The following is a 21,607-nucleotide window of genomic DNA, read 5'->3' on the forward strand; positions in this document are numbered from 1 at the left end:
GCGAGATAATGCGGCTTAATTCGAAATAATCAGCGCGCGGAACCGTCGACGACGCGAATATCCGCCGCCCGCCACCCCTCGAGGATGAAGTCATTCCCACTGCCCGCCACGTTGCGCCGCCATACGGCGTCGATCGTGGCACGCGTTCTGTCGCCCCGCGGCGTGCTCGTTGCGGGCATCGTCCTGCTGATGTTCAGTTGGGGACTTTCCACGTCGCTATTAATCGAGGCGCGACGCGACGCGTATGACCATGCGGTCGAAAATGCGCGCAACCTGATGTTGCTGATCGAACGCGATATCGCGCGCAATATCGAACTCTACGATTTGTCGCTGCAAAACGTCGTCGACGGCATCGCCGATCCGGAGCTCATGACACTGCCGCCGCGCCAGCGCCACCGGCTGCTGTTCGACCGCGCGGCGACCGGCGAGTATCTCGGGTCGATTTTCGTGATGGACCCGCACGGCAATATCGTGATCGATTCGGGCGCATCGCCGCCGCGCAACGGCAATTTCGCCGACCGCGACTATTTCGCCGCGCATCGCGACCGGCTCGTCCAGGGGCTGTACCTCAGCCGGCCGTATGCGTCCCGGCTGCGCGGCGGCGCACTGACGATCGCGCTCAGCCGCCGGATCACGCTGTCCGACGGCACGTTCGGCGGCATCGTCGTCGGCACGCTCAGCGTCGACTACTTCCGCGCGCTGCTGGACGGCCTCGCGGTCGGCAAGCACGGCAGCGCGGCGATCGTCGAGGACAACGGCACGCTCGTGTCGCGCCTGCCGTACGACGCACGCGTGGTCGGCCTCGACCTGCACAATTCGCCGCTGTTCATCGAGTCGCTGCACAGCCGCGCCGGCGAGCTGACGGGCACCGGCGCGATCGACGGCATCCGGCGCGTCTATGTCTACAAGCATCTCGCCGGCCTGCCGCTGATCGTCGACGTCGCACCCGCCGAGATCGACATCTACGCGTCGTGGCACCACCGCGCGGTCTGGACCGTCGTGCTGATGTGCCTGTTCACCGGGTTCATCGCGTGGGGTTCGCTGGCGCTGTCGCGCGAGCTGAAGCGCCGGCAGATCGCCGAATCGAAGCTGTACCGGCTCGCGCACACCGATTCGCTGACGGGCCTCGACAACCGCGGCACGTTCGACGCGGTGCTCACGAAGGAGACGCAGCGTGCGGCGCGCAGCGGCCGCCCGCTGTCGGTGCTGTTCGTCGACGTCGATCACTTCAAGGCGTTCAACGACTACTACGGCCACCTGGCCGGCGACGAGGTGCTGCGCCGCGTCGCGCAATCGGCGTCGCGCTGCCTGCGCCGCGACGGCGACCACGTCGCGCGCTACGGCGGCGAGGAATTCGTCGTCACGCTGCCCGACACCGACGCGCAAGGGGCGGCGACCGTCGCCGAAGGCATCCGGCGCGCGATCGCGGGGCTCGACATCGACCATGTGCAAAGCCCGTACGGGCGCGTCACGGCCAGCATCGGCACGGCGACCGCCGCCGACGGCCGCATGAACGCCGCGACGCTGCTGCGGCGCGCCGACGAGGCGCTGTACCGCGCGAAGTCCGGCGGCCGCAACCGCGTGTCGGACGCGCAGCCGACGCAGGACGCGGCGTGACGTGATGTGACGTAACGCGGCGGCCGGCCCGGCCGGACCGCCCCGCCGTGGACAGCCCGCGCGCGTTCGGCTACGTTACGTCTGCTGCGCACGCGGCGCGGCGCCGGCCCGCGCAGGCCGCCGTGCGCAATCCGGCCACCCCAGTTCCGTCATGACCGCCTCTCTCCCTACCCGGCTGCCGCTGCTCCTGCGCAACGCGCTTCGCCCGCTGTTCGACCCGTACCGCCGCTACCGGCACGCGAAGCTGATCCATGCGGCGCGCGTCGCGCTCGCGATTCTCGTGTCGATCGGCCTGTCCACCGGCCTGCGCGTGCCGCACGGCGAGTGGTCGACGATCACCGTGCTGATCGTCGTCGGCGGGCTGCAGCATCACGGCAACATCCGCAAGAAGGCGGCCGAGCGCGCGCTCGGCACGTCGATCGGCGCGCTCGCGGGGCTCGGGCTGATCCTGCTGTATTCGGTCGTGCACGCGCCGCTCGCGATCTACCTGCTGATGGCGGTGGCCTGCGGCTTCTGCGCGTATCACGCGATCGGCAAGGCCGGCTATATCGCGCTACTGTCGGCGATCACGATGGTGATCGTGGCCGGGCACGGCGACAACGAGATCGTCGACGGCCTGTGGCGCGCGGTGAACGTGCTGACCGGCATCGCGATCGCGCTGGCGTTCTCGTTCGCGCTGCCGCTCTATGCGACCTACTCGTGGCGCTACAAGCTGGCCGACGCGCTGCGCGCGTGCGCGGCCGTGCATGCGCGGCTCGCGGGCGACCGCCACGTGAGCGACGACGCGCACCTGAAGGAAATGGCCGCGCTGAGCGCGCTGCTCGTGCAGCTGCGTTCGCTGATGCCGTCGGTGTCGAAGGAATGCGAGACGTCGATGATGCAGCTCGAGGCGATCCAGCGCAGCCTGCGCCTGTGCATCGGCTACCTGGAGATCCTGTCGAGCGCGGTGCCGGCCCGCGACGACGTCGCGGCCCGCGAATACATGCGCGTCGACATGAAAGCCGTGAACCGGCGCATCCGCGACACGCTCGTCGGTGCCAGCCGCGCGCTCAAGTTCGGCACGCCGGGCCGGCTCGCGCCGCGCCGCCGGCCGGCCGATCCGCCGCACGACGCGCCACCGCCGCAACTGTCCGGTTATGTGTCGATCACGGCCAAGCTGGCCGGCGAAGTCGATCAGTTGCGCGAGAAGCTGCTCGATACCGCCCAGTCGTGGAATATCTGAAGCAAGCGGGAATCCGGGTTTCACACGCCTGTCTTTCATATGCCTTTCGGTACGGTGGGTCGGCGACCTGACGACGACGGCCCCGCCCTTCCACCGATCCGGCCCCGGAAATACGACCCGCGACTGCAGCTTGCCCAGCCCGTTTCGGCCGCCATTTCGCACCGATTCGCACGGCGTTCTCCGCCTGGTTAACCGCCCGCCAGGCCCGCCGCGACAGGCCCGACGACGAATCCGCGCGAAAATCAGCCCTTGCTCCAACTTCCCGGACAGCCGATACTCGCATATTCCGCGAAATACGATCCCACCGGACCCAATCCACGGTAATTCCTATGAGCACGATTCTCGAAAGCCTCCCGACCGGCCAGAAGGTCGGTATCGCCTTCTCCGGCGGCCTGGACACCAGCGCCGCGCTGCACTGGATGAAACTGAAGGGCGCCGTCCCGTACGCATATACGGCGAACCTCGGCCAGCCCGACGAAGACGATTACGACGCGATCCCGAAGCGTGCGATCGAATACGGCGCAGCCGGCGCCCGTCTGATCGACTGCCGCGCGCAGCTCGTCGCCGAAGGCATCGCGGCGCTGCAAAGCGGCGCGTTCCACATCACGACCGCCGGCGTCACGTACTTCAACACGACGCCGATCGGCCGCGCCGTGACGGGCACGATGCTCGTCGCCGCGATGAAGGAAGACGGCGTCAACATCTGGGGCGACGGCAGCACGTACAAGGGCAACGACATCGAGCGTTTCTACCGCTACGGCCTGCTCGTGAACCCGGATCTGAAGATCTACAAGCCGTGGCTCGACCAGACGTTCATCGACGAGCTCGGCGGCCGCGCTGAAATGTCCGAATTCATGCGCCAGGCGGGCTTCGCGTACAAGATGTCGGCCGAGAAGGCCTATTCGACCGATTCGAACCTGCTCGGTGCGACGCACGAAGCGAAGGATCTCGAAAGCCTCGAAAGCGGCATCAAGATCGTGAACCCGATCATGGGCGTCGCGTTCTGGCGCGACGACGTGAAGATCGCCGCGGAAGAAGTAACGGTGCGCTTCGAAGCCGGCCAGCCGGTCGCGCTGAACGGCATCGAGTTCACCGACCCGGTCGAGCTGCTGCTGGAAGCCAACCGCATCGGCGGCCGCCATGGCCTCGGCATGAGCGACCAGATCGAGAACCGGATCATCGAGGCGAAGAGCCGCGGCATCTACGAAGCCCCGGGCCTCGCGCTGCTGTACATCGCATACGAGCGTCTCGTCACCGGCATCCACAACGAAGACACGATCGAGCAGTACCGCGAGAACGGCCGCCGTCTCGGCCGCCTGCTGTACCAGGGCCGCTGGTTCGACCCGCAGGCGATCATGCTGCGCGAAACCGCGCAACGCTGGGTCGCGCGCGCGATCACCGGCGAAGTGAAGATCGAACTGCGCCGCGGCAACGACTACTCGATCCTGAGCACGAAGTCGCCGAACCTCACGTACCAGCCGGAACGCCTGTCGATGGAGAAGGTCGCGTCGACGTTCTCGCCGCGCGACCGGATCGGCCAGCTGACGATGCGCAACCTCGACATCACCGATACGCGCGACAAGCTGCGCGTGTATGCGCAAGTCGGCCTACTGACGCCGGGTGAATCGTCGGCGCTGCCGCAGATCAAGAGCGACGACAAGTAAGTCGCTTCGTTCGACGCCGTGCCGCATCGCTGAATGCGGCACGGCCGAGCAGGCTGCGTGTGCAAATCATCGCGCACGCAGCATGCTGTTCCTCCCGCCTCTCCCCGCCGTTCCGCTTTCCCTCCGCAATCGCACCACCCGCACCAACCCGCGCCACGCCCAAACGGCACTGCACCGCCACGGCAGTCATGGCAAGCTGCGAGTCGTCCGATTCCTGTCCGTCCTCATGAGCCCTCTCACCGTCATCCACCTGAACGGCCCGATCAACAGCGGCAAGACGACGATCGGCCTCGCACTCGCACGCGTGCTGCCCGACGCGCGCTTCATCGACGGCGACGATCACGATGCGCCCGAGGACGCACCGTTCGACGTGCAATGGGCGATCGCGCTGGAACGTCTCGTCACGCAGGTCGCGAATGCGCGCGAGCGTCACCTGGTGATTGCCTATCCGATCGGCGAAGCGGAATTCGAACGGTTGCGCGCGGCCTGCGATGCGCGCGACGCACGGCTGTTCGTCGTCACGCTCGCGCCGCCCGAAGCGATCGCAGCGTCGAATCGCGGTTCGCGCGCGCTGACGGATTGGGAGCGCAACCGAATCGCCGAGATGTATCGCGAAGGTTATGCGTCGCGGGCATTCAGCCAGATGGTGCTGGATACGTCCGGCGCGACGCCCGATGCCTGTGCGGCGCGTATCGCGCAGCACGTCGCCGACGCGGCGTCCTGACGGCCGCTGGTCGACGTACGACAAGCCGACGCGCGAAGCGGCATCCGTCGCTGCGATCGCGACGATCATTCGTTGCGTACGCAGGGATTCACCCTCCCGATTCACCACAAAAGGAAAACGTTTACTCTTCGTGAGCTTCTTGCTAGCATCACCCTCGATCGACTGATGAAGTCGCCGCAGAAAGTCGATTGCAAGCTTCACGTTTTCCATTTATCCCGCGATTTACTGCCTCATTCTTTCAGCCTTCTAGACATACCTGCTTTCTGTATTTTGGAGTGCTTTCTACAGGCAACCGATCTCCCCTCCGGCGATCGTGCGCCATAAAAGGAAAACGTTATCCACAACGTGGCGCCCAGCCACGGACCATCAGAGAGAGACACCATGAAGAACAGGATCATCCCTTGCGTCGTCGCCGTTCTGTCCGTTGCGTGCCTGTCCGCCTGCGGCGGTGACGACCCGGCCAGCCCGGCCGCCGTCGCCCGCCAGCAAGCCACGACGATGGCGCTCAGCCCGTCGAACCCGCCCGGCTCGAACTTCAACCTCGCGCCGTTCACGCTGCAGTTGCCGACCGGCTCGTCCGGCAAGGTCGACACGGTGAGCGGTTCATCGCTCGCGGGCGGCTACGTGAACCCGACGTATTTCTACACGGACGCGAGCGACGGCTCGATGGTGATGATGGACCCGACGCAGGGCTGGACGACGTCCGGCTCGCTGCACCCGCGCACCGAACTGCGAGAGAACACGATCTGGCCGACGTCCGGCACCAACCGGCTGAATGCGACGGTGGCCGTCACGCAGGTACCCAGTCACACGACGATCGGCCAGATCTTCCAGGGCACCGGCCCGAGCAAGCCGCTGTGCGAGCTGCAGGTCACGTCCGGCGGTGTCGTGCAACTGCTGCTCGAAAACACCAACCAGGGCGGCTCGGCGAAGACCACGGCGATCACGACGGTCGGCGTCGGCACGACGTTCAGTTATGCGCTGAGCCTGAGCGGCACGACGATCACCGTCACGGTGAACGGCACGACCAAGACCTTCACGATGGATTCGAGCTTCGACGGCGAGAGCTTCTACTTCAAGGCCGGCGACTACGATCAGACGGCGGTGTCAGGCACACCGCTGACGACACCCGGCACCGTCGTGAAGTTCTATGCGCTGACGTTGACGCATGCGTAATCGCACATCATGACGCAGTACGCCGGACCGGCACGCGATGCGCGCCCGGTCCGGCGTTTCAGCGCACGCGCCGCGCTTACGGGTGATGCCGCACGCCCGCCACGGCCTCTTCCCTCGCGCCCTTCCGACTCAACATCAGCGTGACGATCGCCGACACCGCGAGCGTGCCCGCCACCACATAGAGCCCCGCCGCATACCCGCCCGTCACGTGCTTCAGCCAGCCGATCGCGAACGGCCCGACGAACCCGCCGAGATTGCCGATCGAGTTGATCATCGCGATCCCGGCGGCCGCGCCGGCGCCGGACAGGAACGCGCTCGGCATCGCCCACAGCGGCGCCTTCGCGGCACTGATCCCGATGTTGACGACGACCAGCGCGAGCACGGTCAGCAGCGCGGTGCTCGCCTGCCCCGCGAACACGAAGCCGATGCACGCGAGCACGCACGGAATCACGACGTGCCACGTGCGCTCGCCGGTGCGATCCGAATGCCGCGCCCACGCGATCATCGCGACGACGGCGGCAATGCTCGGGATGCCGGTGAGCAAGCCTGTCTGCAGCGCGGTGAAGCCGAACTGCTTGACCATCAGCGGCGCCCACAGGCCGAGCGTGTACAGCCCGGCCGACGTGCCGAAGTAGATCAGCGCGAGCGCCAGCACGCGCGGATCGCGCAGCGCCTGCCACGCGCCGGCCGTATGCCCGACATGCGTGTGGCGCACGTCGGCTTCGGCCTTCAGCTTCGCGATCAGCCAGTCGCGCTCGTCCGCCCGCAGCCACGCGGCCTTCGACGGCGAATCGGTCAGGCACTTGAGCACGACGAAGCCGAGCACGACCGCCGGCAGCGCTTCGATGATGTACAGCATCTGCCAGTCGGCGAGCCCGAACATCGGCGGCATCTGCATGATCGCGCCGGACAGCGGCGAGCCGATCGCGGTCGAGATCGGCGCGGCCGCCATGAACCACGCGGCGGCCACCGCGCGTTGCTTCGCGGGGAACCACAGGCTCAGGTACAGGATGATGCCGGGGAAGAACCCGGCTTCGGCCACGCCGAGCAGGAAGCGCAGCACGTAGAAGCTGGTCGGCCCGGCCGCGAATGCGGACACGGCCGACACGAGGCCCCACGTGATCATCACGCGCGCGATCCAGATGCGCGCGCCGACGCGGTGCAGAATCAGGTTGGACGGCACCTCGAACAGGAAGTAGCCGATGAAGAACAGCCCGCCGCCGAATCCGAACGCGGTCGGCGACAGGCCGATCGCGTGGTTCATCGTCATCGCGGCGAAGCCGACGTTGACGCGATCGAGAAAGCTGACGAAGTAAAGCAGCATCACGAACGGAATGATGCGCCACATCAGTTTCCGCGCGACACGGGTTTCGAGTTCCGCTTGCATGTGTCTCCTCCTTCGAGGTCGAGCCGTGCTCTGTCTGTGAATGCTCGCCGGCGCCGCCACAAAGCGTGCGGGCCGGCGCCCGGCTCGCGTCGAACGCGCGAGTCGCGGGCAAGAAAATGCGGCGGACGATGAACGGGCGGCAGCCGCGCTACCGGTTGCGCGCACGCACCGCCGTGATCGTCGGGATTGTCAGGCAGTGGTCACCGCGTTCGCGACGCGCTCGCAGACGGCCGCCGTCACCTGCGCGGTGGTCGCGCTGCCGCCGAGGTCGCGTGTATGCAGCGACGGGTCGGCCGTCACGGCCTCGATCGCCTGCATCACGCGCGCGGCGGCTTCCGTTTCGCCAAGATGCTCGAGCAGCATCACGACCGACCAGAACGTGCCGACCGGATTCGCGAGCCCCTTGCCCATGATGTCGAACGCGGAACCGTGGATCGGCTCGAACATCGACGGATAACGACGCTCGGGATCGATGTTGCCGGTCGGCGCGATGCCGAGGCTGCCGGCGAGCGCCGCGGCGAGATCGCTGAGGATGTCCGCGTGCAGGTTGGTCGCGACGATCGTGTCGAGCGACGCCGGCCGGTTGACCATGCGCGCGGTCGCCGCATCGACGAGCTCCTTGTCCCACGTCACGTCGGGGAATTCCTGCGCGATCTGCTTCGCGATCTCGTCCCACATCACCATCGCGTGCCGCTGCGCGTTGCTCTTCGTGATCACGGTCAGCAGCTTGCGCGGACGCGACTGCGCGAGCCGGAACGCGTAGCGCATGATGCGTTCGACGCCGGCGCGCGTGAGGATCGACACGTCGGTCGCGACCTCGATCGGATGGCCCTGGTGCACGCGGCCGCCGACGCCCGCGTATTCGCCTTCGGAGTTCTCGCGGACGATGACCCAGTTCAGGTCGTCCGGCCCGCAGCGCTTCAGCGGCGCGTCGATGCCGGGCAGGATGCGCGTCGGGCGCACGTTCGCGTACTGGTCGAAGCCCTGGCAGATCTTCAGGCGCAGGCCCCACAGCGTCACGTGGTCGGGCACGTCGGGGTCGCCCGCCGAGCCGAACAGGATCGCGTCCTTGTCGCGCAGCGCGTCGAGGCCGTCGGCCGGCATCATCGCGCCGTGCTGGCGGTAGTAGTCGGCGCCCCAGTCGAAATCCTCGAACGCGAATGCAAAACGGTCGCTGCCGCGGGCCAGCGCTTCCAGCACCTGCTTGCCGGCCGGCACCACTTCCTTGCCGATGCCGTCGCCGGGAATCGTTGCGATACGGTAGGTCTTCATGCGGAGATCCTCGATTGATCGTGAGCGTGAACGCACTTTACCGAACCGGCAGTGCAGGAACCGGTGCTAGACTCAAAGCATCTTTAACTTCAATTCACGAATCCCGTCATGGCGGATACCGTCCAGCCGGCCGATCTCGGCTTCTTCTCGACGCTGGCCGCATCGGGCAGCCTGAGCGCGGCCGCGCGCGAACTCGGGCTGACTGCGGCGGCCGTCAGCAAGCGGCTCACGCAGATGGAGCGGCGCGCCGGCGTGACGCTCGTCAACCGCACGACGCGGCGGATGATGCTGACGCCCGAAGGCGACGTGTATCTCGACTACGCGCGCCGGATCCTCGACCAGATGGACGAGCTGGGCGAACTGCTCGGCAGCGCGAAGCAGCGCCCGAAGGGACTGCTGCGCGTGAACGCGACGCTCGGCTTCGGGCGCAGCCACGTCGGCCCCGCGATCTCGCGCTTCGTCGCGCGCTATCCGGAGGTGTCGGTGCAACTGCAGCTGTCGGTGATGCCGCCGCCGCTCACCGACGATGCATTCGACGTGTGCATCCGCTTCGGCGAGCCGCCCGACACGCGCGTCATCGCGCGACGGCTCGCGCCGAACCGCCGGCTGCTGTGTGCGGCGCCCGCGTATCTCGCGCGGCACGGGATTCCCGCCACGCCGCACGACCTGACGCGGCACAACTGCATCGGCATCCGGCAAGGCGACGAGGGTTACGGCGTGTGGCGGCTGACGAGCGGCCGCGGCGCGGCGCGCAACACGGAAGCCGTGCGGATCAACGGCAACCTGACGACGAACGACGGCGAGATCGCCGTGAAGTGGGCGCTCGACGGGCACGGGATCCTGATGCGCGCGGAATGGGATATCCGCGACTATCTTGCCGACGGTCGCCTGGTGATCGTGCTGCCCGACCACGAAACACCAAGCGCCGATATCTATGCGGTGTATGCGCAGCGTCACCAGATGTCCGCGCGGATTCGCGCGTTCGTCGATTTTCTGGCGGAGGAGTTGGGGCGGTTGAGGGCGGTGTAGGAATCGAGGTGGGGTGCACGGCTACTCCGCGCGCATGAAATGGATGAAAAATGTCTATTATTTTGGCCAATTTATCGATTAATCGCCAAAATATTTACACTTTCACATGCACCCCCAAGACGCTCACGCGCCACATCGATTGTGCTAATATTTTGGCATCTTCGTTAGCAAAGCATTGAAATATTAGCCTCATGGCACAAAAGACAGCCCCACTCCTGCCGGTATCGAGCCAGCTACTCGCCGAATTTGGCGAGCGGCTGAAGCTTGCTCGCCTGCGCAGGAAGCTGACGGCCAAGCAGGTTGCGGAACGCGCCGGCATGTCGCCGATGACGCTGCGTTCGCTGGAAGCCGGCGGGTCGGGTGTCACCATCGGTGCCTATCTATCTGTCATGCAGGTGCTGGGGCTCCAGGACGATCTGGGAAAGCTGGCCGCCACGGACGAATTCGGCCGTCAGCTTCAGGACGCCCGCCTGGTCAAACCACGATCCGCCCGACGAACCGCGCCATCCCTCTCCTCCGCCACATCGCCCACGCCTGGCCGGCGCATGCGCGCAAGCGCTTCCTCCGCCGAGAAAACGACCGAAGCAGGCACGGCGACCTTCGAAACCACCGAACCCGGCGATGCCCACGGCACGACGGCGGCCGATCTGGCTGCATTGCTGAAGCCGATAAGAAAACGGCATGGGGAGCATCGCGGGAAATGACAACGATCGGTGTCTACGCAGATTGGGACGGTTTGCCCGAACCGCGAAAGCTCGGACTCCTGCACAGTCGCAAGACGCGGGCGAGCGAACGGTTCGAATTTCAGTACGCCTCCGCTGCACTGGCGGCTCCCGAGTTCGCCAACGTGCAGATCGATCCGGCAATCGGTCTCTTTGAAGGCTCCCAATATCCGGCCCCGCCGCGGGACGCATTCGGCGCCTTCGCCGATTCCAGCCCCGATCGGTGGGGCCGCATGCTGATGGATCGCAGGCTGGAGCGAGACATTCGTGCCGGCCTGCGACCGAAAGGCACGCGACTCCACGAATCGGACTACCTGCTTGGCGTTCATGATCTTTATCGCGTCGGCGCGTTGCGCTACAAGCTCGAGGACGCGGGAGAATTCCTTGACGACCGTCTTGATCTCGCCGCGCCACCGTTTGCGGAGATTCGTGAACTGGAACACGCGAGTCGAGCACTGGAGGAAGACGTCGATAACGTTGCCCCAGATGGCCGCGATTGGCTAGCCATGCTCATCGCGCCTGGCGGCTCGCTCGGCGGCGCAAGACCGAAGGCAAGCGTGGCCGACAATCAAGGCCATCTGTATATCGCGAAGTTCCCGAGCGCAAGAGACGATTACGACGTCGGCGGCTGGGAAATGGTCGTCAATGCGCTCGCGGTCGGCTGCGGCCTGAATGTCGCCCACGCCGAGGCACGAAAATTCGCAAGCGACCATCACTGCTTCCTGGTTCGGCGCTTCGATCGGACAGCCGAAGGCCGACGTCTGCATTTCGCGTCGGCAATGACCATGACCGGCCATGTCGACGGCGACGATGCGTCGACGGGTGCCAGCTACCTGGAATTGGCCGAAGTGCTCATGCGGCACGGCGCACAACCGAATGCCGACTTGCGCGAGCTGTGGTCCCGGATCGTCTTCAACCTCCTGGTCTCGAACACCGACGATCATCTCCGCAATCATGGATTCATTCTGGTGCCGGGTTCGGGCTGGCGGCTTTCGGCGGCCTACGACATGAATCCTGTCGCCGTCGCCGATGGTCTCAAGCTCAACATTACGGAAGCCGACAACGCGCTCAATCTCGAACTCGCCCGCGAGGTATGCGAATACTTTCGGCTCAAGCTGCAGGACGCCGACGAGATCATCGATGACTTCCGCGGCATCGTCAGCCAATGGAGAACGCTCGCGACACGACTCGCACTGCCCGCACGGGAACAGGAGCGCATGGCCGACGCATTCCATCTCGCGAACGATTGATCCACCTTCGTTCAGCGCGCCTCGTTCACGCCATCGCCACCTGACTGTCCTCGCGGTCGTTCATCTCGACGATCTCCGGCACCGGCCGTCGCGCCATGGCCCCCGCGACGACCACGCCCTCCCGATCCTGCTCAAACCGCTCGACGATCCAGTCGACGAACGCGCGCACGCCGGGCGATACATGCGGACGCTTCACATAGACCGCCGACACGGCGATCGCGCCCGGCCGCCAGCGCGGCAGCACTTCCCGCAGCCGTCCCGCGTCGATCAGCGGCTGCGCGGCGATACGCGGCGGCTGAATCAGCCCGAGACCATGCACGCCGCACGCCAGATACGCTTGCTCGTCGTCCACGCTGACGATGCCGTCGAGCCGGACCTTGCGCACCGCGCCATCCACCGTGAAATCGAGCTCGGCCACACGTTGACCGGGAACGAACGCCCCGCTGACCGCGCGATGCGCGGCAAGCTCATCGAGCGTGCGCGGGACGCCGTAGCGATCGAGATACGCGGGGCTCGCGCACGTCACGCGTTCGAGCGCGCCGAGGCGGCGCGCGACGAGCGACGAATCGGGCAGCTCGCCGAGCCGGATGCTGCAGTCGGTCGCGTCGCCGACGCGATCGGCCGCGCGCCCGGACACGCCCAGCATCAACACGAGATCGGGATGCCGCGCGTGAAATTCGCCGAGCGCCGGCAGCACGATCGCGCCCGCCACGGATCCCGGCAGCTCGACACGCAGCGGCCCGCTCGGACGCAGCGCGGCGCCGCGGATACTGGCTTCGAGTTCATCGACGTCCGCCGTGATGCTCAGGCAGCGCCGGTAATATGCGTCGCCTTCGGGCGTCGCACGCAGCGCACGCGTCGTGCGCACCAGCAACGGCATGCCGAGCGCCGCCTCGAGCTCCTGCACGGTGCGCGTCGCGGTCGCGCGCGAAATGCCGAGCACCTGCGCCGCGCGCGTAAAACTGTTCATTTCGACGATGCGCGTGAAGATGCGCATCGCGCGGATCGGATTGTCCACCGGACACCCCTGCGTGGTTGCAGCATGCCGCGACGCGCGTGTGCGCGCGCGCCGTGCATGCGTGTCGAGGAAAGCCGCGCAGCCGGCGCGGCCGTCAGTTCAGCCGGTTCAGCCGGTTCAGCCGTTCGCCGCCGTGGCGCCGCGCGCCGGCTCGTCGAGCAGCCGTTGCGCCAGCGCGAGGCCGTCGTCGCGGGTCGCCGCCGCGTGCAGCGGATAACCCCAGACCTTCGCGAACGTGCCCGAAAACGCGTCGAGCGCAACGCGCCGCGATGCATCAGGCTCGATCGCGATCATCGCGGGGATCCATTCGTGCGACTGCGCGCGGTTGGCCTTGCTCCACTTCGCGAGCTGCTTGCGCAGCTCGTGATCGCCGGCGTCGTGATCGTCGCCGGACGGCGCGTCGTCGGTCAGAAGAACGAAGCGTTCGCGGCGCGCCAGCAACGCGTCGAGTGCATCAATCAGGTGGGTAGGATCGGTGTGCGGCGAGCGCGCGTAACGCAACCAGACAAACGGGAATTCAGTCGTGACGATCTGCATGTCGGCCTCCAGATGAGAACGATTCTCATTTTATGGATCGAGGCCCGACACGTCATTTCTCATCCCGGCCAAGAGCTTTTTCAATCCGGCCAAACGTGCTCGCACTGGTGCGAGGCCGCACGTTCAGCGTTGCCGGTCAGTCAGGAATTGCGTCGGCGACTTGCCGGTCGCCTTGCGGAACATCGTCACGAAGCTGCTCGCGCTCTCGTAGCCGAGATCGATCGCGATCTGGTGCACGCGGCGGCCGGTCGTCAGCATTCGCAGCGACAGCGCGACGTGCAGGCGCCGGCGCCAGTCGCCGAGGCTCATCCCGAGCTCCTTGGTAGCGAGCCGCGTCAGGCTGCGCTCGCTGATGCCCGCGCGCCGCGCGAGTTCGGGCAGCGGCGACTTGTCGGCCGGATCGTCGAGCAGGTGGTCGATCAGCTTGCGCAGCCGGCGGTCGGCCGGCATCGGCAGGTACAGATCCTCGACCGGCGCCGCGACGAGTTCGTCGAGCAGCGTCGCCATCAGCCGCCCCTGCGGCCCGTCGACGTCGTACAGGTTCGGGAAGCTCGCCGCCTTCAGCAGCAGCTCGCGCAACAGCGGCGACGCGGACAGCGTGCAGCAGCGCGCGGGCAGGTCGAGCGCGGCGTCGGGTTCGACCAGCACCGCGTAGAACGTCGCGCCTGCCGAGCCGCGAGCCGCATGCGGGACGTCGCCCGGAATCCACACCGTGCATTGCGGCGGCGCGCTCCACACGCCGCCGTCGATCTCGCAATAGATGACGCCGCTCAGCGTGTAGAGCAGCTGCGCCTGGCGATGGCTGTGGCGCTCCAGCCGCCATTCGGGCTCGACGACCGAGCCGCCGAAGACGACGAGCGGACGCGGCACGTGATACACGGCGGCGTCCGCTGCGGGATCGGTGTGCGGTGGAAGGTTGCGCATGAAACGGTCGACGAGGGAAGAAGCCGGACGCCGTGCCCGCGCGCCCTTTCGTGCTTATACCAGAAAGGCGCCGGCGCAGCCGGGCCGTTCGCCAGCCGCGCCTGCGGCCGCGCGCCGAACCGAATACAATGCCCCGATCCCCGCCGCTGCGCCAACCTGCCGGAGCCGCCATGTTTGACCTGACCACGCTGACCACCTTCACGGCCGTCGTTCTGGGCCTGTTCCTGATCCCCGGCCCCGCCGTGCTGCTCGTGCTGAGCCGCACCGTGCAGGGCGGGCGCAAGACCGGCATCCTGACCGGCCTCGGCGTCGCGAGCGGCGATTTCGTGCACACGCTGTTCGCGGCCGTCGGGCTGTCGGCGCTGCTGATGACGTCGGCGCTCGCGTTCAACGTCGTCAAGCTGGTGGGTGCCGCGTACCTGATCTATCTCGGCGTGCGCGCGCTGCTGGAGAAAGCGTCCGATCCGTCGCTGCCGATGGTGTCGCCCGTCACGCCGCTCAAGGCGTACCTGCAGGCGATTCCCGCCGAAGTGCTGAATCCGAAAACCGCGCTGTTCTTCCTCGCGTTCATGCCGCAGTTCGTGCATCCGGAACGCGGCTCGACGTTCGTGCAGTTCGCGGTGCTCGGGCTGATCTTCGTCGTGCTCAGCTCGCTCTACACGACGCTGATCGCGTGCTCGATCCGCCCGCTCGGCCGCATCGTGAAGCGGCTCACGTGGCTCACGCGCTGGCAGGGAAAGATCATCGGCTCGATCTTCATCACGCTCGGGCTGCGCGTGGCCGTGCAGCAGCGCTGATGCGCGCGGCCGCATGACGTTCGGCACGGCGCCCGCCGGCGAAGCCCTCTACACCGACTCGCGCCTCGTCGCGGTCTACGACCTGTTCAATGCGGGCGATCACGACTTCGCGTTCTACGCGTCCGTCATCGGCGTCGCACGGCAACGCATTCTCGATCTCGGTTGCGGCACCGGCACGTTCGCACGCCGGCTCGCGGCGGCCGGGCACGACGTCGTCGCGATCGATCCCGCGCCGGCGATGATCGAATACGCACGACGCCAGCCGGGTGCCGACGCGGTGCGCTGGCACGCGTGCGCACGCGACGGCCTGCCGCCCGGCGCGCCGTTCGACGCGGTCGTGATGACCGGGCACGCATTCCAGTGCCTGTTGACCGACGACGACATCGACGCGGCGTTGCGCGGCGTGCGGCGCATGCTCGCCGACGGCGGCCGCTTCCTGTTCGATACCCGCAACCCACGCGTCGCGCCGTGGCGTGCGTGGACGCCCGAGCATTCGGCATGCAGCGTCGAATCGCGCGAATTCGGCGTCGTCGATCTCCATCATGCAGTGAGCGCGGTCGACGGCGCGATCGTGACGTTCGACACGCACTACCGCTTCCGCCGCGACGAATCGCGGCTCACGAACACGAGCCGGCTGCGTTTCATCGCGCAATCAGAACTGCGGGCACGCGTGGCGGCCGCCGGATTCTCGTCGGCCGACTGGTACGGCGACTGGCAACGCGCGCCGTTCGACGACGCGACGAGCGCGGAGATCATCGCGATCTGCCGCGCATGAATGCGCGTTCAATTACGTCAGCCCACAACGTTCAGCGTATCCACCGCATCCGCATTCCGGAGCGTGCGGCCCGATTTCCCGATTAAGGAGCCTCGACCATGCCCTTCCCGCTTGATCCCGCGCCGGTTCGCGCGCTGCTCGAATGCTATCTGCGCGCGAAGGACCAGAACCGGCCCGCGCTGATCGCCGACTGCTTCGCGGCCGATGCCGAGCTGAGCTTTTCGCTTGCGAACAACGATATCGATTTTCCGCCGCGCGTGGCGGGCGCGGCAGCCATTGCGCGCACGCTGGTCGAGGAATTCGGCGAGCGGTTCGAGCGATGCCGGACCTATTACCTCTGCACGGAACCGGCCGTCGACGCGCATGGCGTCAGCACGATGCCGTGGCTCGTCGTGATGCGGCAGAAGGACAACGGCGCGTTGCGGATCGGGCATGGCGCGTACCGCTGGCAGTTCGCGTGCGATGGTGAAGGCGTTGCGCGGATCGCCGCGCTGCACATTCATATCGCAAGAATGGATACGATCGACGATCCGCGGTCGTCGAAGCTCGACGTGCTGCACGCGTCGTTCGGATATCCGTGGCTGCCGGCGCACGCGTTCGCGCGCGGGTTGGCGGATGTCGCGGCAACGCAGCCGGATTGGGCATTCCTGGCGCCGTTCCGGCAAGCGGCGGCGGCATAACCCAACCCGCATGCGTGCGTGCGGAGCCTTCCGGTACCACGCAGCATCCGCGCCGCCGCACTTAACGCACCGCGTCGAGCACCTGCCGCACGCCTTCCCAGTCGAGCCCGAACCGCGCGAGATACTTGCGCAGCCGGTCCGCATCGTTCGGCTGCTTCTTGCTCTGCCGCGACACTGCGAACAGCGTGCGCCCGGCTTCCGACAAACTCGCCGACTCACGGCACACGTCGAGCACGCGCTCAAGCTGCGCGCGGTCGAACAGGTCGAGTTCCGCCGCACGCGCACCGAACACCGCGTCGACGCACGTGTCGGATGCCCCCGCGCCACCCGGTAACGACCACGTGCGCGTCAGCCGCTCGACTTCCTGTTCGGCCAGATCCTCGGTAATCCGCCCCGCATCGGCCAGCGTCGCCATCCGCGTGACCGATGCGGACAACTCGCGAAAGTTTCCTGCCCACGCCGCGCGCGGCGACGCCGCGAACGCGAGATAACGCCGCTTCGCCTCGACGTTGAAACGCACCTGCTCGCCCTGCTCGCGGCCGAACCGGTCGAGCTCGAATTCGAGGTTCGGCTCGATGTCCTCGCGCCGCTCGGCCAGCCCCGGCAGTTCGTACGTCCACAGATTGATCCGCGCATAAAGATCCTCGCGGAACGTGCCGGCCGCCACCATCTGCCGCAGGTCGCGGTGCGTGCCCGCGATCAGCTCGAAATCGCTGGTCGCCTCGACATCCGCGCCGACCGGCAGAAAGCGCTTCTCCTCGATCGCCTTCAACAGCATCGCCTGCTCGTCGAGCCCGAGTTCGCCGATCTCGTCGAGAAACAGCAGGCCGCCGTCCGCCGCGCGCAGCAGCCCCGCGCGCGCCGACTGCGCGCCGGTGAACGCGCCCTTCACGTGACCGAACAGCGTCGACATCGCCGCGTCGCCGCGCAGCGTCGCGCAGTTGATCTCGATGAACGGCCCCGCGAGCCGATGGCGGCCGCGCTTCAGCTCGTACACGCGTTTCGCGAGAAACGACTTGCCGGCGCCCGTCGGCCCGACGAGCAGCATCGGCGCGCGCGAACGCACGGCCACACGCTCCAATTGTTCGATCAGCGCGTTGAAACGCGCGTTGCGCGTCGCGATGCCGGCCTTCAGGAACGACACCGTTTCGTCGCGCTCGCGCGTGAAGCGCTGCGCGATCCGGTTGTAGCGCGACAGGTCGAGATCGATTACCGATACGGTGCCCGGTCCGCTCGGCCCTTCGTCGGTCTGCCGCGGCGGCCCCGTCTGCACGAGGCGCGCGGGCAGGTAGCGCGCTTCCGCCAGCAGGAACCAGCAGATCTGCGCGACGTGCGTGCCGGTCGTGATGTGGATCAGGTAATCCTCGTGGTCGAGGTCGAACGGATACGCACGCGCATAGTCGTGCAGCGTCGCATAGACCTCTTCGAAATCCCACGGATCGTGGATCGTCATCGGCGTGAGCCGCACGTCGGTATGCGGCGACAGGCGCGCGAGATCGCCCCGCACCTGTTCGGCGAGGCGCGTGTGGCTCGGCGGATGCAGCAGTTCGAGCCGGTCGACCGGCAGGTCGGGCTGCTCGCACAGCGAGATCGTCGGCCGCCATTTGCGGTAGCGGCGCGGCGCGCGGCCGCCCTGGTCGAGCACGGTGCCCAGAAAACCGATTGCGACGGTCTTTCGCATGTTTATCTCACGGGATAAGAGGCGATCTGATTGTATCGAATTTTCTCGATCATCCCGCACAAGCAAGGCCGTCTCGAACCCTCTCCACAAACTCAATTTCCCTTTACTTTCAATCGATTAAGAAATTTTTCGAGCGCCGCCACGCCCGCTGGCACGCTCCTCGCTAAATAGAAGGCGCCGGATGTCCCGCTGGCCCGCGAGCCAGGGTTCACCAAGCCCTGCTGGTGCGCCGCCGCCGAACCTCGTTCGTCGCGGCAGCGCATGCCGCCATGGACAGATGAAGGCAAAGGGGCGCGCGAGGCATGCCACGTCCGGGTTCGAATCCCGGGGCGCCCGCTGTTCGGAAGCTCATAGGTCGAGCAGCCGGCGAAAGCCGGCCGGTGGCGGGTTCGAATCCCGCTCGAACGCTGTCCGCAAGGACAGTCTCTTGATGGAAGCAGTACCCGCCGGTGCGGGCCGCAAGGCCCGCCGCGCGTCGGACCGGTTGCGGTTCCGCGCGATCGGCCGGGCGGCCGGACGGCCCGCGCGAATGCGCACGACGACGCGAGGCAGGATGCGTTGCCGTGCCGCACCCGTGCCGGCCCCGCGCCGCCCGCCCGATTGCGTCGCACCGCGATCCGCACGATGCGCGTCACCCGGCGGTCATTTAAAAAAAGGACAAGAATATGTGGAAGCGTCATGTAGTGAAAAAGAACGAACGCGCACTGCTGATGAGCGAGGGCGATTTCGTGAAGGTGCTGGAACCGGGCGTGTTCAAGGCCTTCGATCCGTTCAAGCGCCTGTCGGTGCAGACCGCGCGTCTCGACGCGCCGCTCGCCGACGAGGCGCTGGCCGACTACCTGCGTCACGATGCGCAGGACGTGCTCGCGCAATACTTCGTCGCGATGGATCTCGCCGACGACGAAGCCGGCCTGCGCTATGAAGACGACGTGCTCGTCGAGATCCTCGCACCGGGCACGCGCCGTCTGTACTGGCGCGGCCTGACCACGCACCGCCTCGAACGCGTCGATCTCGCGGAGAACAGCATGCTGCCGGCCGCGCTCGTGAAGCGCATCGTGCAACCGGCGCTGCGTGCGCGCGGCGTGGCGGGGCTGACTGGCGTGCTGCTGGCGCAGGTGCCGGCGTACCACGTCGGCGTGCTGAAGATCGACGGCAAGATCGAGCGGCTGCTGGACGCGGGCGTGTCGGCGTTCTGGCGCTTCAACCGCGACGTCGCGGTCGAACTCGTCGACCTGCGCGTGCAGGCGCTCGAGGTCGGCGGGCAGGAAATCCTGACGCGCGACAAGGTCGCGCTGCGGCTGAACCTGTCGGCGACGTGGTGCTATGCGGACGTGCTGCATGCGTTCGGCCAGCTGCAGAAGCCGGTCGAGCACCTGTATCGCGAGCTGCAGTTCGCACTGCGTGCGGCCGTCGGCACGCGCTCGCTCGACGAGCTGCTGGAGGACAAGCAGTCGATCGACGACGTCGTGATCGCGCAGGTGCGTGCACGCCTCGAAAACTCGGGCGTGGACGTGCGCAGCGTCGGCGTGAAGGATATCGTGCTGCCGGGCGACATGAAGACGATCCTCGCGCAGGTGGTCGAAGCGGAAAAGGCCGCGCAGGCGAACGTGATTCGCCGCCGCGAGGAAACGGCGGCGACGCGTTCGCTGCTGAACACCGCGAAGGTGATGGAAGAAAACCCGACCGCGCTGCGGCTCAAGGAGCTGGAAACGCTCGAGCGCGTCGCGGAACGGATCGACCGCATCTCGGTGTTCGGCGGTCTCGACCAGGTGCTGAACGGACTCGTCAGCATCAAGGGCGCTTAATGCATGAAACGGCGCGGCATAGAAGAGCCGCGCCGCACGAATGAACGAATCAGGTGAAGCAGATGAGCAACATGGACTATCAGTTGATGGAACTGGCGCACGGCAAGCCGGTGAAGATGTGGACGCAAGGCGTCGCCGTAGAAGACGAAGCGCGCGCGCAACTGCGCAACACCGCGCAGATGCCGTTCATCTTCCGCCACGTCGCGGTGATGCCGGACGTCCACCTCGGCAAGGGCTCGACGATCGGCAGCGTGATTCCGACGAAGGGCGCGATCATTCCGGCCGCGGTCGGCGTCGACATCGGCTGCGGGATGATGGCCGCGCGCACGACGCTGACGGCGTCCGACCTGCCGGACTCGCTCGCGGGGCTGCGCAGCGCGATCGAACGCGCGGTGCCGCACGGCCGCGCGCCGGGCCGCCGCGATCCGGGTGCGTGGGGCGATCGCACGCCGGCCGCGGTGACCGAATCGTGGAAGGCGTTGCAGCCGGGTTTCCAGCGGATCGTCGACAAGTATCCGAAGCTGGAAAAGACGAACCACTACGCGCATCTCGGCACGCTCGGCACCGGCAACCACTTCATCGAAGTGTGCGTCGACGAAGCGGACCACGTGTGGTTCATGCTGCACAGCGGCTCGCGCGGCGTCGGCAACGCGATCGGCAGCCTGTTCATCGAACTCGCGCAGGCCGACATGCGGCAGCACATCGCGAACCTGCCGGACCGCAACCTCGCGTATTTCACCGAAGGCAGCCGGCACTTCGACGATTACTTCGAAGCGGTCGGCTGGGCGCAGGATTACGCGCGGCGCAACCGGCAGGCGATGATGGACGCGGTGATCGGCGCGGCGCGCGGCGTGATCGGCAAGCCATTCGCGGTCGACGAGCACGCGGTGAACTGCCACCACAACTACGTGCAGCGCGAACACCACTTCGGCGAAGACGTGCTCGTGACGCGCAAGGGCGCGGTGTCCGCGCAGAAGGGGCAGCTCGGGATCATTCCGGGTTCGATGGGGGCGAAGAGCTTCATCGTGCGCGGGCTCGGCAACCCGGAAAGCTTCTGCTCGTGCAGCCACGGCGCGGGCCGGACGATGAGCCGCACCGAAGCGAAACGCCGCTTCACGGCCGCCGACCAGGTGAAGGCGACGCAAGGCGTCGAATGCCGGAAGGACGCGGGCGTCGTCGATGAAATCCCGATGGCCTACAAGGACATCGACGCGGTGATGGCGGCCCAGCGCAGCCTCGTCGAAGTCGTGCATACGCTGCGTCAGGTGGTGTGCGTGAAGGGATAGCGCGGTGCGCAGCCGATGGCCGGCGGCCGCGCACAACGAAA

Annotated in this window: 19 protein-coding genes and 1 tRNA gene; 14 read left to right on the plus strand and 6 right to left on the minus strand. The window is 66.9% G+C overall.

What is annotated here, in order from left to right:
* Positions 1–84: 84 nt before the first annotated feature.
* From ACTRWB_RS01435 to ACTRWB_RS01455, 5 genes are all read left to right on the plus strand, one after another.
* A complete protein-coding gene (locus ACTRWB_RS01435; RefSeq protein ID WP_446900654.1) occupies positions 85–1,617 on the plus strand; it encodes a sensor domain-containing diguanylate cyclase in 1,533 nt (510 codons plus the stop codon).
* A gap of 151 nt (positions 1,618–1,768) precedes the next feature.
* Complete coding sequence (locus tag ACTRWB_RS01440; RefSeq protein WP_446900655.1) at positions 1,769–2,839, plus strand: FUSC family protein; 1,071 nt, start codon at positions 1,769–1,771, stop codon at positions 2,837–2,839.
* Between the two features lie 329 nt (positions 2,840–3,168).
* A complete protein-coding gene (gene argG / locus ACTRWB_RS01445; RefSeq protein WP_343490521.1) occupies positions 3,169–4,503 on the plus strand; it encodes an argininosuccinate synthase in 1,335 nt (444 codons plus the stop codon).
* A gap of 226 nt (positions 4,504–4,729) precedes the next feature.
* The gene (locus ACTRWB_RS01450) at positions 4,730–5,227 is read left to right on the plus strand and encodes a shikimate kinase (protein ID WP_446900656.1); all 498 of its coding nucleotides are present in this window, start codon (positions 4,730–4,732) and stop codon (positions 5,225–5,227) included.
* A gap of 381 nt (positions 5,228–5,608) precedes the next feature.
* Entirely contained in the window at positions 5,609–6,403 is a 795-nt protein-coding gene (locus ACTRWB_RS01455; RefSeq protein WP_446900657.1) for a polysaccharide lyase family 7 protein, read from the plus strand.
* Positions 6,404–6,479: 76 nt separating this feature from the next.
* Here the strand turns inward: ACTRWB_RS01455 and ACTRWB_RS01460 are convergent, their stop codons facing one another.
* Entirely contained in the window at positions 6,480–7,790 is a 1,311-nt protein-coding gene (locus tag ACTRWB_RS01460; RefSeq protein ID WP_446900658.1) for an MFS transporter, read from the minus strand.
* 189 nt (positions 7,791–7,979) lie between these two features.
* Positions 7,980–9,062 (minus strand): tartrate dehydrogenase, encoded by a 1,083-nt coding sequence (locus ACTRWB_RS01465; protein ID WP_446900659.1) that lies wholly within the window; start codon positions 9,060–9,062, stop codon positions 7,980–7,982.
* Positions 9,063–9,170: 108 nt separating this feature from the next.
* On the opposite strand from ACTRWB_RS01465, the gene ACTRWB_RS01470 reads away from it, so the two are divergent.
* The 3 genes from ACTRWB_RS01470 to ACTRWB_RS01480 all read left to right on the plus strand — a co-directional run bounded on the left by ACTRWB_RS01470 (position 9,171) and on the right by ACTRWB_RS01480 (position 12,063).
* Complete coding sequence (locus ACTRWB_RS01470) at positions 9,171–10,091, plus strand: LysR substrate-binding domain-containing protein (RefSeq protein WP_129516731.1); 921 nt, start codon at positions 9,171–9,173, stop codon at positions 10,089–10,091.
* 191 nt (positions 10,092–10,282) lie between these two features.
* Entirely contained in the window at positions 10,283–10,795 is a 513-nt protein-coding gene (locus tag ACTRWB_RS01475) for a helix-turn-helix domain-containing protein (protein ID WP_446900660.1), read from the plus strand.
* On the plus strand, positions 10,792–12,063 hold the full coding sequence (locus tag ACTRWB_RS01480; RefSeq protein ID WP_446900661.1) for a type II toxin-antitoxin system HipA family toxin: 1,272 nt from the start codon (positions 10,792–10,794) through the stop codon (positions 12,061–12,063). Before ACTRWB_RS01475 ends, ACTRWB_RS01480 begins: the two co-directional genes overlap by 4 nt.
* 25 nt (positions 12,064–12,088) lie before the next feature.
* Here ACTRWB_RS01480 and ACTRWB_RS01485 read toward each other — a convergent pair whose 3' ends face one another.
* From ACTRWB_RS01485 to ACTRWB_RS01495, 3 genes are all read right to left on the minus strand, one after another.
* Positions 12,089–13,081: a LysR family transcriptional regulator gene (locus ACTRWB_RS01485; protein ID WP_193101133.1), complete on the minus strand. Its 993-nt coding sequence runs from the start codon at positions 13,079–13,081 to the stop codon at positions 12,089–12,091.
* A 117-nt stretch (positions 13,082–13,198) separates the two neighbouring features.
* Positions 13,199–13,618, minus strand: a complete 420-nt coding sequence (locus tag ACTRWB_RS01490; RefSeq protein ID WP_446900662.1) for an ATP--cob(I)alamin adenosyltransferase — start codon at positions 13,616–13,618, stop codon at positions 13,199–13,201.
* Between the two features lie 123 nt (positions 13,619–13,741).
* Entirely contained in the window at positions 13,742–14,542 is an 801-nt protein-coding gene (locus ACTRWB_RS01495) for an AraC family transcriptional regulator (protein WP_446900663.1), read from the minus strand.
* Positions 14,543–14,712: 170 nt separating this feature from the next.
* Here ACTRWB_RS01495 and ACTRWB_RS01500 point away from each other — a divergent pair, with 170 nt between their 5' ends.
* The 3 genes from ACTRWB_RS01500 to ACTRWB_RS01510 all read left to right on the plus strand — a co-directional run bounded on the left by ACTRWB_RS01500 (position 14,713) and on the right by ACTRWB_RS01510 (position 16,794).
* The gene (locus tag ACTRWB_RS01500) at positions 14,713–15,339 is read left to right on the plus strand and encodes a LysE family translocator (protein ID WP_446900664.1); all 627 of its coding nucleotides are present in this window, start codon (positions 14,713–14,715) and stop codon (positions 15,337–15,339) included.
* A gap of 13 nt (positions 15,340–15,352) precedes the next feature.
* A complete protein-coding gene (locus tag ACTRWB_RS01505) occupies positions 15,353–16,114 on the plus strand; it encodes a class I SAM-dependent methyltransferase (protein WP_446900665.1) in 762 nt (253 codons plus the stop codon).
* Between the two features lie 98 nt (positions 16,115–16,212).
* On the plus strand, positions 16,213–16,794 hold the full coding sequence (locus tag ACTRWB_RS01510; protein WP_446900666.1) for a nuclear transport factor 2 family protein: 582 nt from the start codon (positions 16,213–16,215) through the stop codon (positions 16,792–16,794).
* Positions 16,795–16,855: 61 nt separating this feature from the next.
* Here the strand turns inward: ACTRWB_RS01510 and rtcR are convergent, their stop codons facing one another.
* Positions 16,856–18,475 (minus strand): RNA repair transcriptional activator RtcR, encoded by a 1,620-nt coding sequence (gene rtcR, locus ACTRWB_RS01515; RefSeq protein WP_446900667.1) that lies wholly within the window; start codon positions 18,473–18,475, stop codon positions 16,856–16,858.
* A gap of 337 nt (positions 18,476–18,812) precedes the next feature.
* Here rtcR and ACTRWB_RS01520 point away from each other — a divergent pair.
* From ACTRWB_RS01520 to ACTRWB_RS01530, 3 genes are all read left to right on the plus strand, one after another.
* Positions 18,813–18,883: transfer RNA gene (locus ACTRWB_RS01520), tRNA-Phe, on the plus strand.
* Between the two features lie 257 nt (positions 18,884–19,140).
* Positions 19,141–20,280 carry a slipin family protein gene (locus ACTRWB_RS01525; protein ID WP_446900668.1) on the plus strand — a complete coding sequence of 380 codons (1,140 nt, stop codon included), beginning with the start codon at positions 19,141–19,143 and terminating at the stop codon, positions 20,278–20,280.
* A 62-nt stretch (positions 20,281–20,342) separates the two neighbouring features.
* Positions 20,343–21,566, plus strand: coding sequence for an RtcB family protein (locus ACTRWB_RS01530; RefSeq protein ID WP_446900669.1), 1,224 nt, complete (start codon positions 20,343–20,345; stop codon positions 21,564–21,566).
* Positions 21,567–21,607 lie beyond the last annotated feature (41 nt).

It is taken from the genome of Burkholderia sp. YIM B11467 (assembly GCF_052952715.1).